The sequence below is a fragment of the Burkholderia sp. HI2714 genome, assembly GCF_002223085.1.
GTDB classification, from domain to species: Bacteria; Pseudomonadota; Gammaproteobacteria; order Burkholderiales; family Burkholderiaceae; genus Burkholderia; species Burkholderia lata_D.
Genome location: NZ_NKFM01000050.1, coordinates 1 through 14,987, shown reverse-complemented (window position 1 = coordinate 14,987; position 14,987 = coordinate 1). Strand labels below are relative to the sequence as shown.

Annotated in this window: 12 protein-coding genes; 9 read left to right on the top strand and 3 right to left on the bottom strand. The window is 63.3% G+C overall.

Going from position 1 to position 14,987, the window contains the following annotated elements:
• Positions 1–210: 210 nt before the first annotated feature.
• Positions 211–969, bottom strand: a complete 759-nt coding sequence (locus tag CFB82_RS25480; RefSeq protein ID WP_089485784.1) for a TetR/AcrR family transcriptional regulator — start codon at positions 967–969, stop codon at positions 211–213.
• 137 nt (positions 970–1,106) lie between these two features.
• On the opposite strand from CFB82_RS25480, the gene CFB82_RS25475 reads away from it, so the two are divergent.
• The 7 genes from CFB82_RS25475 (at position 1,107) to CFB82_RS25445 (ending at position 10,260) form a co-directional block, all read left to right on the top strand.
• Entirely contained in the window at positions 1,107–1,427 is a 321-nt protein-coding gene (locus tag CFB82_RS25475) for a hypothetical protein (RefSeq protein WP_256990469.1), read from the top strand.
• A gap of 12 nt (positions 1,428–1,439) precedes the next feature.
• Positions 1,440–2,510, top strand: a complete 1,071-nt coding sequence (locus CFB82_RS25470; RefSeq protein WP_089485783.1) for a VOC family protein — start codon at positions 1,440–1,442, stop codon at positions 2,508–2,510.
• 37 nt (positions 2,511–2,547) lie between these two features.
• Positions 2,548–3,504: a fumarylacetoacetate hydrolase family protein gene (locus tag CFB82_RS25465; protein WP_089485782.1), complete on the top strand. Its 957-nt coding sequence runs from the start codon at positions 2,548–2,550 to the stop codon at positions 3,502–3,504.
• Positions 3,501–5,471 carry an acyl-CoA synthetase gene (locus CFB82_RS25460; RefSeq protein WP_089485781.1) on the top strand — a complete coding sequence of 657 codons (1,971 nt, stop codon included), beginning with the start codon at positions 3,501–3,503 and terminating at the stop codon, positions 5,469–5,471. Before CFB82_RS25465 ends, CFB82_RS25460 begins: the two co-directional genes overlap by 4 nt.
• 138 nt (positions 5,472–5,609) lie before the next feature.
• Positions 5,610–6,347 (top strand): OmpW/AlkL family protein, encoded by a 738-nt coding sequence (locus tag CFB82_RS25455; RefSeq protein ID WP_089485780.1) that lies wholly within the window; start codon positions 5,610–5,612, stop codon positions 6,345–6,347.
• Between the two features lie 54 nt (positions 6,348–6,401).
• On the top strand, positions 6,402–9,380 hold the full coding sequence (locus CFB82_RS25450; RefSeq protein WP_089485779.1) for a molybdopterin-dependent oxidoreductase: 2,979 nt from the start codon (positions 6,402–6,404) through the stop codon (positions 9,378–9,380).
• Between the two features lie 10 nt (positions 9,381–9,390).
• Entirely contained in the window at positions 9,391–10,260 is an 870-nt protein-coding gene (locus tag CFB82_RS25445; protein WP_089485778.1) for a 4Fe-4S dicluster domain-containing protein, read from the top strand.
• 76 nt (positions 10,261–10,336) lie between these two features.
• Here CFB82_RS25445 and CFB82_RS25440 read toward each other — a convergent pair whose 3' ends face one another.
• Positions 10,337–11,311 carry an NAD(P)H-dependent flavin oxidoreductase gene (locus CFB82_RS25440; protein ID WP_089485777.1) on the bottom strand — a complete coding sequence of 325 codons (975 nt, stop codon included), beginning with the start codon at positions 11,309–11,311 and terminating at the stop codon, positions 10,337–10,339.
• Positions 11,312–11,647: 336 nt separating this feature from the next.
• Here CFB82_RS25440 and CFB82_RS25435 point away from each other — a divergent pair, with 336 nt between their 5' ends.
• Complete coding sequence (locus CFB82_RS25435) at positions 11,648–12,643, top strand: GlxA family transcriptional regulator (protein WP_089485776.1); 996 nt, start codon at positions 11,648–11,650, stop codon at positions 12,641–12,643.
• Between the two features lie 124 nt (positions 12,644–12,767).
• On the opposite strand, the gene CFB82_RS25430 is transcribed toward CFB82_RS25435, so the two are convergent.
• On the bottom strand, positions 12,768–14,591 hold the full coding sequence (locus CFB82_RS25430) for an SgrR family transcriptional regulator (RefSeq protein ID WP_089485775.1): 1,824 nt from the start codon (positions 14,589–14,591) through the stop codon (positions 12,768–12,770).
• A 162-nt stretch (positions 14,592–14,753) separates the two neighbouring features.
• Here CFB82_RS25430 and CFB82_RS25425 point away from each other — a divergent pair.
• The coding region (locus tag CFB82_RS25425; protein ID WP_218829056.1) for a hypothetical protein at positions 14,754–14,987 on the top strand (234 nt) is incomplete at its 3' end.

Here is a 14,987-nt window from a genome sequence, read left to right as displayed (position 1 = left end):
TTCATCGGCCGCCTTCACCAAGGACGCGAAGCCGCGCACGTGAAGCCGAACGCCAGCCAAGCCTTCCGGCTGATCACTTCCCACCGCCGCAAGCCACGAGATGCCGTTCGACGCGCATGCGCGCGGGTTCGCGTCCTTCGGTGGCATTCCACCAGGCGGCAGGCACCGCACGCGCACCGGGTGACCCGGCCGGCGCCTGCCCCACCTCGTTCACGACTGTGCCGGCTCGACCGCTTCCACGACCGGCAGCGGCCGGCTTGCGATCTTCTCGGCTTCTGCGCGCTTGAGCCCCAGCATATGCAGCAGCGTTGCCGCGGTGCGTTCGGGAAAATGCTCGCCGCTGAAGCCGAGCTCCTTCAACACATTCACCGCCGGCGCGCCGGGAGCGACGAAGTTGAGTTCGGCGGCAATGGCGGTCAGCACCGTACCGCCAAGCGAAAGGAAGCCGATGAACGGGTCGGCGACCACGAAGCGTTTCTCGGCGATGCCGCGCTCGATGTCTCGCAACAGGCGCTGACCCAGACCGTGCGTCAGGACCCGCGCCGAAAAACCCTCTCGTATCAGGAAGTGCCCCCACACCGGCTCGCGCCGCGCGCGCATCAGCGTATGGCGCACCGAGACCGAAATGATTTCCGCCGGGTCGGACAAGCCGCTCGCCAGGCGATCGAGGGAATCCGCGAATTCCTCGAATACCGATTCCACGAGGGTGGCGTAGATCGCCTCCTTCGATTCGAAGTGGTTGTAGAACGAGCCGAAACCGACGTCGGCCGCCTCGGTAATCTCGTTGATGGCGACGCCTTCCATCCCCTTCTGCGCCATCAGCCTGAGCGCGGCATCCAGCAGGCGGGCACGGGTTTCCCGCTTGCGGCGCGCGCCGCGCGGCTCGCGCTCTTCGGTGACCGTGACCGCGGGATGGGGTGCTTCCGGAGCGGAGCGCTTGGGTGTACGGCGATTCGGTGTATTCGGCATGACGTTTCCGATCCTTGTTTGTACCGAAGTATAGATTCAAATGTCTACATTGACAAAACTATCATTCATGATTTTAATGTCACAAACGGCGGCTAAACAACGCCTCGAGAACCGATCGACCAACGAATGGAGAAACGGTGGAGACACATCTGCATACGGGCGCCAGCGCGTCCATCCTCTTCAATTCGCGCTCCTCTGCGGCGGGCGGGTTGCCTGCGACGCTCGATGGACTGATCGAAGGATTCGGACCGGTCGGCGCCGCAGCGACCCATGTGCCGGCCAGTCGCGGTACCCGCGACGACGCGCATCGCCCCCATCCGAAATCGACGATCCATCTCGCGACTTTCATGGGCCGGCCCGACACCTCGTGCAACGGTTCGGTGGCATGCCTGCCGTTGCGCGGAAAGCCCTTCGATGCGACGGCGCCAGCCTTCGCAATTGCCATTCGATCTGCCTGACTGTCATCCGCCATGAAACTGACTACCACCCAGCCGGCTCGACACCCTCACCCGACAACGAAGGCATCGGCGCTCGCCTATCTGATCTTCGATCGTCCGGACCTCGGCGAGGCCGAGCACTTTCTCAACGACTTCGGGCTTCGAACGGTGCGGCGGGACGACACGCAGGTGCTGCTGCGCGGAACGGGCACGGCACACTTCTGTTATGTCGTTCGCCAGGCGCCGAAGGCTCGCTTCGTCGGCTTCGGCTTGCGGGTCGACAGTCGGGCCGATCTGGACGCGCTCGCCGGCGTCCCCGGCGCATCGAAGGTCGAGGCATCGGATTGGCCCGGTGGCGGCCACCGGGTGCGGCTCACCGATCCGTCAGGCTTTCGGGTCGACGCGATTGCGGGCCAGACACGGGCCGATACGCTGCCGCATCGCGCTCCGCTCCCGTTCAACTCGGTCGACGCGCCGGTGCGAATCAACGAGACGCAGCGGCCGCCGGCGAGCACCCCCGAAGTCATTCGGCTCGGGCACGTCGTGCTCGAGCTCGCCGACTACCAGGAAACCTGCGCGTGGTACACGCAGCATTTCGGGTTCATCCCCAGCGATGTCCAGGTGCTGCCGGACGGCTCCCCTGCGGTTGCATTCATGCGGCTCGATCTGGGTGACAGGCCGGCCGATCACCATACGCTCGCACTCGCCCAAGGGTTCGTGCCGGCTTATAGCCATAGCGCGTACGAACTGGTTGACGCCGATGCCGTCGGCATGGGCCAGCGCCTGCTCCGCGACAGCGGATGGACGCATGCGTGGGGCATCGGCCGACACATTCTCGGCAGCCAGATCTTCGACTACTGGCAGGACCCGTGGGGCGACAAGCACGAACACTATTGCGACGGCGACCTGTTCACGGCGGACGAGCCGACGGGGGTGCACGCGGTCAGCCGCGAAGCGATGGCGCAGTGGGGCCCGACGATGCCGCGCAGCTTCACGAAGCCCCGGTTCACGCCATCGAGCCTCGCGGCGCTGTTTCGCAACCTGCGCCGCAGTCCCGATCTGACGCTGAGCAAGCTGCTGACCTTGGCGAAGCTGTTCGCCTGACCCCTAACCGCCCATTCGACTCACGAGAGATCCATCCATGTCACTGCTTGTCCTGCACTTCCGGCATAACGGCCGCGCCCAATGGGGGGTGGCCGCCCACGGCGCCGTCACGCCGATTCCCGGCGACTTCGACACGACCGCGAGCTTTCTCGCGGCGAATCCGGTTGAACGACTCGCCGCGCTCGACGGATCGAAGATTCCGGAGAAAGAGGTGGAGTGGCTTTCCCCGGTGACGGCCAACCAGCAATTCGTTTGCCAGGGCGCGAATTATCGTCAGCACATGATCGAATCGGGCATGGATCCGGACGCGAAGAAGTTCAACATGATCTTCACGAAGGCGACGAGTTGCATCGTCGCGGCCGACTCACCGGTCGTGAAACCGCGGCACGTCCGGTTTCTCGACTACGAAATCGAGCTCGGCCTCATTCTCAAACGCGACATCACGTCTCACCAGCAGATCACGGACGCGAACCTGCCCGACTATGTCGCCGGCACCGTGATCGTCAACGATTATTCCGCGCGCGATGTCCAGATCCCGCAGATGCAGTTCTACAAGGGCAAGAGTTTCCGGACGTTCGGCCCGGTCGGCCCGTATCTGTGCCTGCTCGAACGGCGCGACTTCCCGAAGCTGAATGCGCTCGACCTGACGTTGACCGTCAACGGCGCGGTGCGTCAGCAGGACTCGACATCGAACCTCGTCTATGGTCCGGCGGAAACGTTGACCGAGTTGTCGGGTGTGCACGACCTTCGCGCCGGCGACCTGCTCGCGACCGGCACGCCGGCCGGCTGCGCACTCAGCATTCCGTCGCCGCTCAAGCAGCGAGCCGTCGCGCTTTTTCCCGAATCCTTCAAGTGGAAGATGTTCATGAAGGTGCAGGCAGGACGCGCGCAGTATCTGAAAGCCGGAGATATCGTCGAAGCCCGGATCGCGAGCCGCGATGGAACGATCGATCTGGGTGTGCAACGTAACGAGATCGTGGACGAGGCGGCATGAACGGCATCGCGACCCAGAACGACGTGCTGGCGATTGAAGCGCAGGGCGTTCCGCCGAATCTTCCGGCCAGCACGTACGAGATGATCTGCGCCGGTGCGGCCATCGATCCGTCCGCGCCCGCCCTCTCCTTCTTCTTGACCGCCGACGCGCACCGCGACGCCGAGCGCTGGACCTATCGCGAGCTGGTTCGCGACATCACGCGTACGGCCAACCTGTTCACGCGCCTCGGTGTGAGCCCGAATTCGGTGATCGCTTACGTGCTGCCCAATCTTCCCGAAACGCATTTCGTGATCTGGGGTGGGCAGGCGGCGGGTATCGTATGCGCGATCAATCCGCTGCTCGAAGGCGACGCGATAGGCAAATTGCTCAATGCGGCCGGCGCCAGCGTGCTCGTGACGCTCGCTCCCTTTCCCGGGGCCGATCTCTGGCAAAAAGTCGCGAGTATCCTCCACCAGACCGAGTCGCTTCGGCATCTCGTGCTGGTCAATCCGGCCGATCGCGTGCGGGGCACGGCCCAGTCTGCGGCCCGGGCGCTCCATCACGACGCGTGTGCGAAGCTGTACGGCGATGGTGGTTTGCGCAGCGCTGTGCCGGCACACATCCGGATCCACGACTTCGGTACGGCAATCGCACAGGAATCCGGCACGGCGCTCGATAATGCGCGCCGCATTCGACCTGGCGACATGTCCTCTTACTTCTGTACCGGTGGCACCACCGGGTTGCCGAAAATCGCGATGCGTCGCCACGGCAACGAAGTGGCGAATGCATGGAGCGCCGCGCGGTTCTTCGGCGACAGTATCGGCCCCGGAAAAACGACGTTTTGCGGCTTGCCGCTCTTTCACGTCAATGCCGCGATGGTGACCGGCCTCCTGCCTTTCTCGCGCGGCGCCCATGTCGTGCTCGGCACACCGCAAGGTTACCGAGGCGACGGCGTCGTCAAACGTTTCTGGGAAATCGTCGAACATCATCACGTCAATTTCTTCAGCGCCGTCCCGACACTGTATGCGTCGCTGCTCGACGTTCCGCTCGACGATCATGTTATCGACTCGCTCGAATACGGCCTGTGCGGTGCCGCGCCGATGCCGGTCGGCGTCTTCAGGGCCTTCCAGGAAAAAACGGGCGTCCGGATTCTCGAAGGTTACGGACTGACCGAAGGAACCTGCGTGAGCAGCGTCAACCCGACCACGGGCGAGCGCCGGCTGGGGTCAATCGGGCTTCGCATCCCCTTCCAGGCGATGAAAGCCGTCGTCGTGGACGACGCGGGGCGTTATCTGCGTGACTGCGCGGTGAACGAGGATGGACTGCTTGTCATCTCCGGGCCGAACGTATTCGCCGGCTACCTGCGCCCCGATCAAAACAGGTCGCTCTGGCTCGATCTCGGCGACGGCACGCGCTGGCTCAACACGGGCGACCTCGGCCGCTGCGACGTCGACGGTTACTTCTGGCTGACCGGTCGCAAGAAGGAATTGATCATTCGGGGCGGGCACAACATCGACCCGGCGGCGATCGAGGAACCCCTTCATCGCCATCCGGCGGTCCAGATCGCCGCTGCAATCGGGCGTCCGGATGCGCATGCCGGCGAGCTACCGGTCGCGTATGTTCAGCTCAAGCCGGGTATGAGCGCGACCGAGCACGATCTGGCAGCGTTCATGCAACAGGAGATCGCCGAACGCGCCGCGCTGCCCAAGCACGTCCGAATCGTGGAAGCCATCCCGCTCACCGGCGTCGGCAAGATCTTCAAACCGGAACTCAAGCGCCGCGAGACGCGTGACGCGCTCCATACAGCATTGACCCAGGGCGGCGCCCCCGGTGCATCAATCGACGTCACGACCGACGATTCGGGCGCAATGTCGGTCTCGGTCGAGTTGAGCGACCCCGGGTTCGAAGCTGCAGCGCGCTTCGTGCTGGGGCGTTTTCCGTTTGCGTTCTCGATCTCGGTCGCCGCGCAGCCGATACCGCCATCCTGACGGACAGCGACGGATCTGCGGCGATGGAGGTGCGCGGCTAGCCGGAAAGCATCAACGTCGGAAGCAGATCGCCCTGATCAATAAGGTATCCAAATTAGTTCTTATACGTGAAATGGATCGAGACAGAGGAGACACGAGATGAGTTTCAAGCGGACGATGCGTTTCTCGGGCGTGGCGGTTTGCATCTGCTCGGCTTCGCTTGCCGACAATGCCGATGCGCAGACCGCAGGAAGCATTACAACATCGGTAGGATGGCTACACATCGCGCCCCAGGGCGACGCCACACCCCTCATCGTGCAAAGCGTCGGCGGCGTGGCGGTGAATCGGCAACTGGCCGGCACCGGCGCACATGCGAGTTCGACGGATACGTTGGGCATTACCACCGAGTATTACGTCACGGACAATCTCGGTGTCGCCATGCTTTTGGGCATGCCGCTGAAAGTCAATCTGATTGGCGACGGGACGTTGCAGAAGTATGGCACGCTCGGCACGACAAGGCCGATGCCGCCCGCCATCGAACTTCGATACCACCTGTTTTCTGCCACGTCGAAATTCCGGCCGTACCTGGGCATCGGCGCGAACTATACGTGGTTCACCCAGGTTCGGGCAACCAACAGCCAGTTCGTCTCCGACAGCTTTGGGCCGGGCGGCTCGGCGCGCGCGACGCTCAGCTCGTCGTGGAACCCCGTGTTCGAGCTCGGGGCAAATTACGCGATTTCAAAACACTGGTCGGTCGGCACCTCCGTCGGCTACATGCCGGTGAAGACCCACCTCACGTTATACGGACAGACCGCGACCGGGACGCAGATCGTTTCCAAATCGACGCTCCGGCTCAATCCCCTTAGCGTTTTCTTGAACGTTGCCTATACGTTCTGACGGGTACGTCCGACTGCCGGCGCCCCGCATCAAGACAACCCATTGGATCGAACGATGAAACGACAGGCTCTCAAGACCATTCTTTTTGCATTGCCCAAGGTTCTGGACCTGACGGCACGCCGCTTCCCCGCCTATCGTGATCGCCTCAAGGAGCGCAATCTCGTCGCATGGATCGGGCTCATGGATCAAAGCATCGGTCGCGCCATCGAGTTCAGGAATGGCCGCATTCGGTCGCGCGCCGGCAAGCATCCGCGCCCCGACGTGCGCATGGCCTTCAAGGATGTCGCCACCGCCCTGAAGTTTCTTTCCCCCAGCCCGGACCAGGGCGAAATCATCCACGCCGCCAAGAACTTCAAGGTCGTCACGGAGGGCGAGGACGAACTGCTGGTCTGGCTCATGCAAACCCTGAGCATGATGCGCACCGTCGGTCTGCCGATGGGCACGCCCATGCGCGACGGCACCCGACGCTACACCACCTGTACCAATGGCGGCCCGCTGTTCGTCTACGTCAAGGATGGCCGCATCGTCCGCGTGACCCCCATCGAGCTGGACGATACGGATGCGTCGAGCTGGGTGATCGAGGCACGCGGACGCCGCTTCAGCCCGCCACGGCGTGGCTTGGTCGCGCCGCACGCGTTGACCCTCAAGTCGCTGGTCTACTCCGACAAGCGCATCCTTCACCCGATGAAACGGGTCGACTTCGACCCCGACGGCGAGCGCAATCCGCAGAACCGCGGCAAGTCCGGCTATGTGCGTATCAGCTGGGACGAGGCCCTGGACATCGTCGCCAAGGAAATCAACCGGCAGAAGCGCGTTCACGGCCCCGGGTCCATCACGTTCCCGATGTCGTCTCACCATCAGTGGGGCAACGTGGGCTACTACCTCAGCGCGCTGACGCGCTTCGCCAACCTGATCGGCTTCACGCGAGTCGCCGCGAATCCGGACAGTTGGGAAGGCTGGTACTGGGGCGCCATGCACCATTTCGGCAACTCGATGCGCGTCGGCGTGCCCTCCGGCTATGGCGGCCTGGAGGACGCTCTAAAGGAGGCCGAAATGATCGTCTTCTGGTCCTGCGACCCCGAAAGTACCAACGGGGCCTACGCGGGATTCGAGGGAACGCCGCGCCGTCTGTGGGCCAAGGAGCTCGGCATCGAGTTCGTTCATATCGACCCGCACTGCAATCCGACCGCACAGCTGCTGGGCGGCCGCTGGATCCCGGTCCGGCCGCAAACCGATGCCGCGCTGGCTACCGCGATCATGTATGTGTGGACCGTGGAGGGCCTGTACGACAAGGATTACGTCGCGGCGCGCACGACCGGTTTCGACGATTGGAAAGCCTACCTGCTGGGCGAAGCCGACGGTGCGCCCAAGACGCCCGAGTGGCAGGAGAGCGAGACCGGCGTGCCGGCCAAGGACGTCCGCGCGCTGGCGCGCCTGTGGGGAAACAAGAAGGTTCATCTCGCCGTCGGGATGACCGGCGCGGGATTCGGTGGCGCGGGCCGCGGGGCGACCGGGGCGCAATGGGCGCGCTGCATGATCATGATGATGGCCATGCAGGGCTGGGGCAAGCCGGGTGTGAATTTCGGCTGCCTCGAAATCGGCGTCCCGCACGATCTGCAGTTCTACTTCCCCGGCTACGCGGACGGCGGCATTTCAGGCGACCTCGCGTGGACCGCCAATGCGGTGGACAACTACCAGCGCATGCCGCACATCCTCACCATGAATCCGGTCAAGCAGATGGTGCCGCGCCAGCAGATGCCCGATGCGATTCTCAACGGTCACGCCACCGGTTATCTCTGGGACGGCATGTCGCAGGAAGCCCAGTTCGCGCCGTTCACCTACCCGATGCCCGGCTATTCGCCGATCCACATGATCTATCGCTATGGCGGATCGTCGTTCAGTACCGTGACGAATTCCGGACGGTGGACGGAGGCCTACCGGCACTCGAGTATCGAGTTCGTGGTCAATCAGTCAATCTGGATGGAAGGCGAAGCCCAGTTCGCCGACATCATCCTGCCCGCGTGCACGTCGCTGGAGCGTTGGGACATTGGCGAATGGGCGAATTCGGGCGGCTACGCCCACCACGGGTATGGCACGGTCAACCATCGCATGCTGACCATGCAGCACAAGTGCATCGAGCCTTTGGGCGAATCCCGCTCCGACTACGACATCTTCACCGCCATCCTGACTCGACTGGGTCTCGGTGGCGTATTCACCGAAGGCTGTGGCGATCTCGACTGGGTCAAGCGCGTCTTCGATTCGTCGGATCTGCCCGATCACATTTCGTGGCGCGAATTCTGTCGCAAGGGCTACTTCGTCGTGCCGCCCGAAAAGCCCGAGCTGCGTCATCCCGTGGACATGCGTTGGTATGCGGAAGGCAGGAGGAAAGACCTGCCGGAGCCACACCCGCTGCCGTCACAGTTCTCGGAAACGTTCGGCAAGGGCCTGCAGACGCCAAGCGGCAAGCTGGAGTTCGTGCCCGAGTTGTTGAAGCGGCACACGGCGGACAATCCCGAGCGGCCGGCGCTCAATCGATATCTCCCCTCCTGGGAGGGGCTGCGCTCGGACCTGGCTCGGCACTACCCGCTGCAATTGATCGCGACCCACAGCCGCTACAGCTTTCATACCCATTGTGACGGCAAGAATTCCGCGGTGAACAGCGTCGACGATCATCGCGCCCTGATCGGAGGGCATCGATTCTGGCTGCTGAGGCTCAATCCGGCTGACGCCGCCACGCGACGCATCGCCCATCGCGATCTCGTCAAGGTGCACAACGACCGCGGCGCCGTGATCTGTGCTGCCGATGTCTCGCCGCTGGTGCACGCCGGCGTCGTGAAATCCTACGAGGCGAGTGCCGAATTTCAGCTGATCGAAATCGACGGCGAGCAAGTCGAGATCGGCGGTTGCATGAACATGCTCACCCCTGACCGGCCGCAGACGGCCGGCACCAGCAGCATGAGCCCGAATTCCTGCCTGGTGCAGGTCGAGAAATGGCGCGGTGCCGAAGCGTTCATGCTCGGTCGCGCAGCGTGAGGAATTTCAAATGAGCAAGTGGAACCTGATTATCAAGGTCGGCCGTTGCGAGAACTGCCAGAACTGCGTGATCGCCGCGCGCGACGAGCACGTCGGCAATGACTTCCCCGGTTACGCCGCACCCGCCTCGGCCGACGCCGAGAGCCCCATCCGCATCCTGCGTCGTATACAGGGTGCCTCGCATATGGTCGAGACCACTTATTTACCGGTCATGTGCAACCACTGTGACGACGCGCCATGCATGCGTGTCGGCAGCGGCGCCATACGCAAGCGTGCCGACGGCATCGTCATCATCGATCCCGACAAGGCACGAGGCCGCAAGGACATCGTCAAGGCCTGCCCTTACAAGGCAATCGTCTGGAACGAAGAGCTGCAACTGCCCCAGATCTGGATCTTCGATGCGCATTTGCTCGACCAGGGTTGGTCCCGCCCGCGTTGTCAGCAGTCGTGCCCTACCGATGTCTTCGAGACGGTCAAGCTCGATGACACGGCGATGGCCGAGAAGGCCCGACGCGAGGGACTCAAGGTATTGCGACCCAACCTGGACACGAAACCCCGCGTGTGGTACAGCGGCCTCGAGCGCTGGGAAACGTGCTTCGTCGGCGGAAGTGTCAGTGTCGAGGCAGGAGGCGTCGTCGAGTGTGTCACGGATGCGGTCGTCGCCTTGTACGTCGGTAATCTGCAGGTCGCCGAAACGGTCTCGGACGGCTTCGGCGATTTCCGGTTCGATGGCCTGGCCAAGGGCAGCGGCGCCTATAAAGTCAAAATTCGACATGCCCTCGGCAACGCTTGGCGCGAGTGCGAACTGGGCGACAGCGCCTATCTCGGCGAGATCAGGCTCAGTCGGTCGACAAACGCCGTGGCGATCGAGTGCTCATGATCGGAGCAAGGCAGAACGCCGGGTAGAAGGTCGACCACGGCTGCAAATTCACGCAAACGCCGGCTGAGCTTGCAGCTCAAACCGCGATACGTGCCAGCCGACTGCGGATGATCTCCGTCGCCTCGCTCACGATGCGATCGACGAGTTCCTTCACGGTCGGGATGTCGCGGATCAAGCCGACGACCAGGCCGCACGACCAGGCGCCCGCGTCGAGCGCGCCCTCCTTCATGATGCGCGGATACACGCCGGCGACCTCTTCGACGATATCGTCGAACCGGATATCGGCGCCGAGCCTGCGTTCCTTTTCGAGGATGCGATCGACCGCCGCATTGCGCAGCACGCGTTCGGTATTGCGCAACGGACGCATGACCAGGCGCGTGTCCAGTTCGGTCGCTGCGACCAGCGCCTGCTTCACGTTCTCGTGCACGGGCGCCTCGCGGGTCGCGATGAAGCGCGTCCCCATGTTGATGCCGTCCGCGCCCAGCGAAAGTGCCGCCACCAGCGATCGCCCATCCGCCATGCCGCCGGAGGCCACGAACGGAATCCTGAGCTCGTCGGCGGCGCGCGGCAGCAGGATGAAGTTCGGAATGTCGTCCTCACCCGGATGGCCACCGCATTCGAATCCATCGACGCTCACCGCATCGCAGCCAATGGCCTCGGCCTTGAGTGCGTGACGAACCGACGTACACTTGTGGATCACCTTGACGTGCGCGTCCTTGAGCGCGGGCAGGTAGGGCTGCGGGTTGTTGCCGGCCGTTTCGACGATCTTGACGCCACCTTCGACGATCGCCCGGATATAGCCGGGATAGTCGGGGGACGTGACGGTCGGCAGGAAGGTGAGGTTCACGCCGAACGGCTTGTCGGTCATCTCGCGGCAGCGCCGGATTTCGGCAGCCAGATCCGCCGGCGACCGCTGGGTCAGGCCGGTAATGATGCCGAGGCCGCCGGCGTTGGAGACAGCCGCCGCCAGCTCCGCGTACCCGACGTGATGCATGCCGCCCTGGATGATCGGATAGTCGATGCCGAAGAGTTCGGTGATCCTGGTTTTCATGATGTTTTCGGTTCAGGTTGAGACGAAAGCGCGTTCGCTTGCCGGGAACGCGTGGCGACCGCGACGCGCGTCACAGCACGGCCGAATCGCCGGCGCGAAGCCGACGGAAAATCCACGCGCCAGGCAACGGAGGCGCCGGAGATTCCCGGGCGCCGGCCTTGTTCGCCTTCGCGCGGCCCGCACAGCCTGTGATAGCGCCCCTTCTGCACGGCCGGCCGCGTCGACGATCGGGTCGCCGCCCGACGCTGGCGCCAGGTGGACACCGACAGTTTCCTCGCAGTTCGAATTGCCGTACATTGGCTAAACTGACACATTGCATGCGATATCCGACACATCATGCCCCGCGCCGCCATCCTTGCGTACGACGATTGCTATGCCTCCAGCCTGAGCGGGTTCGCCGACATCCTGCAGATTGCGAACGCGCATGTGCGGCGACAGCGAGGCGACGGCAATGCGCAGTTCGAATGGCGGTTCGTCTCTCCGACCGGGGAGCCCATCATGGCAAGCAACGGGCTACGGCTGAACACTGAGCCGATCCAGCCGCACGAGCAATTCGACCTGGTTTTCGTTCCCAGTGCGCACTATGCGAGCGGCAAGGCGTTCGACCAGTTGCTGGCACGACAGTCCGCCGCATGCGACTGGCTGGTTTCGCAATGGAACGCCGGCGCGTACCTGGCGGCAAACTGCACCGGCACGTTCGTGCTGGCCAACACCGGCCTTCTGGACGGACGACCCGCGACGACCACGTGGTGGCTGGCAGACGCGTTTCGCAGCCGGTTTCCCCACGTCGACCTTCAACTGGAACCCGTCGTCACCGAAGCGGACCGGCTGATCTGTGCAGGGGCGTCAGCGTCCTACCTGCTGCAGACCATCCATGTCATCGAGCGTTTCTCCGGGGCGGTGATTGCCGCGCAGTGCGCCAAGACGATGCTGATCGACGTCAGCCAGACGAAGCAATTGCCGTATCTCCCGTTGCTGACGGAGAAGACGCATGGCGATTCGCTGATTCATCGCGCTCAGCATTGGCTGCAGAAGCACATGACGAAGGACGTGAAGATGTCGGCGATGGCGCAGGACCTCGGCGTGAGCGAGCGCACGATCATCCGCCGCTTCCAGGCCACGCTGAATCAGTCTCCATTGCGGTATTTGCAGAGCCTGCGCATCGAAGCCGCGCGCGCTTTGCTGGAGGCCGGCGATCTCAGCCTCGAGCGGATCACGGCGCAGGTGGGGTATAGCGATACGAGCTCGTTCTGCCGACTGTTCAAGGAGAAAGTCGGACTGAGCCCGGGGGCGTATCGGGATCGCTTTCGGCCTGCCGCGGAATCGCAATGACGACCGGTCGAAATACGACCCGGTTGGCGCGATGCGGCGCCATAGGCGCCGAGACGTAGCTGCATCGGCGCTGAATCGCGTCACCCGGCGACGTGGTGGCACATGCTGCCGCCCGGCGCACGAATCACCGCACCCACAGCTCGGCGAACGATACGAACCCCAGCGGCGCGGCCTCGACGCCGGCAACGTGCGATTCCAGCTCGACATGCTGGTGTTCGTGCGAGATCGGGATCAACCACGCCGCATCGACCAGTTCCTTGCCGATGGCCTCGTAGTCCGCCATGCGCGCGCGTGGATCAGCTTGCACCTGAACCGCATGCAGCCGGTGGTCCAGTTCGCGCGCGGCATGCTCCGGCATCCACTGCCGGAAAACACTATCGGCCCCAAACCATTCGTAGCACCCGAAATCCTCGTCGTCGTGCAGGATCTCGCTGCCCAGTACCAGGTCGGCCGAGTCCAGCCAGTCGCGCCGGATCAACTCCGCATAGGGCAACGCCAACACGCGCAGCCTGATCCCCGCGTCGTGCAATCTGGCCTCGATCGCACGGGCCAGAACGCGTTCGTCATGGGTCTGCCCCGTGACCAGCGTGAGCGCGGTGCATTTCGGCACGAAGGGTTCGGCGGCCGGCGTCGCGACGCGATGCCGCCAGGCCGGTAGCAGCCCGGCCGCGGGCCGCCTCGCGGGATCGTCGTGACCGAACAACGTGGCGGGCGCGAGCCAATCGGCCAGCGCCAGTCGGTCGGCACGCTCGCGGAACGCTTCGCGCGTGGCGTTGCAGACCACGTAGGTACAGCCCGCCTGCACGCGCACGATGCCCTTGTTCTCCGGTGCATGAGACGCGGAGTATCCGAATCGGAGATCGAATCCGTCCGCCTGCTCGGTCGATGGAAGGAACCAGAGATCCAGTTCGTCAAGCAGCGCACGTTCGCGATAGTGATCGCCGAATGCCGCCAAGGTGATCCGGTAATCGCTGTGGCGCGTCAGCTTGAACGGCCCCGTGCCGATCGGCATGCGCGCAAAATCGCCGTTCCGGCGACGGGGCACGATCGACGCGTTGGCGGCCGCGAGGCGCTGCGGCCAGAGATGATCGACGTCGCCGAGACGACAGACGATCCGCCGGCCCTCACCGATTTCCACGTCGAGCAGATGCCGGTACAGGCGCTGGAAATAGCTCGGCTCGTCGCGCATGCGCAGCAACGTGCATCGCACGTCTTCCGGCTCCAGAAGCCTGCCATCGTGGAAACTGACGTTAGGCCGGAGCCAGAAGTGCCAGACCCGCCCGGCCTCTTCCGGCTCCCAGTGATGCGCCAGCGCCGGCACGACGCGCTGCGTGCGCCTGTCGAATTCGGTCAGCCTTGAAAAGATCTGCCGCACCAGATGGGCCTCGAGCCGGCTGATCACCCGATAGGGATCAAGCTCGTCCACCGCCCGATAGAGGGGAATGCGCAGGCGATGGCCGTGCGAGCCGGCCGGATGAATGCCGAGAAAATCCGGAAGTCGCCTCAACAGTTGCTGGCGCTGGTCGTCCCCCAGGCTTGCAAACGCCTGCTCCAGTTCACCGTCCGCGAGCAAGCAGGAAAGGCGATCGAGCACCGCGTGCTGCGGGGCAACCAGCATCGTCAGCCTCGAGAAGTGGCCACGGCCACGCGCCGCCTCCCACCGCAACCACCCTTGCGCCTCCATCTTGCGCAGCAGGCCCCGCGCGTTGCGCTCGGTGCAGTTCAACGCACGCGCCAGTGCCGGCAACCCGGGCTGGCTGCCGTGCTCGTCGAGAAACTCGCCAAGCCGATGAAACTGGTCGATCAGTCGCATAAAAGAGGAAACAAAAATTTCTGAATTTGCCGTTTTTATTGTGCTTGCCGTTATGCAGAATGTCCACGCAAATAAAACAAATCGATTCGAATTCACCCACCCAATGCCGGCATGCATCGTTTTGGTGAATTTCATGGATTTGCAAACAATGGCCGAATTGACGACGATTTAATTCCTTTCATTTTCGATTCAATCGCCATCGTATAAATATCGCCGCTTTAACACGGCGCTCCCACGGACGTTATCAATCATCCTGGATAGTTAATGAGCGAAATGGATTTCGGATAAGCCTTCGACATGAAATGTCTCTACAATCATGGTTCGAACTGGACGGGACGAGCAACGAAGCTGATGGCATTGAAAGCGCTGGAACTGACGCAGGAAGAACGTACAAAGCTTGAAGCGATGGCGAGAAGCCGTCGTGATTGGCGAATACGAGACCGGTCGCGGACGATTCTGATGTTCAGCGACGGCGTGCGAGCGAAAGAGATCGCCAGACGACAGGAACTGACGTTGGAGGCGGTGTATGAG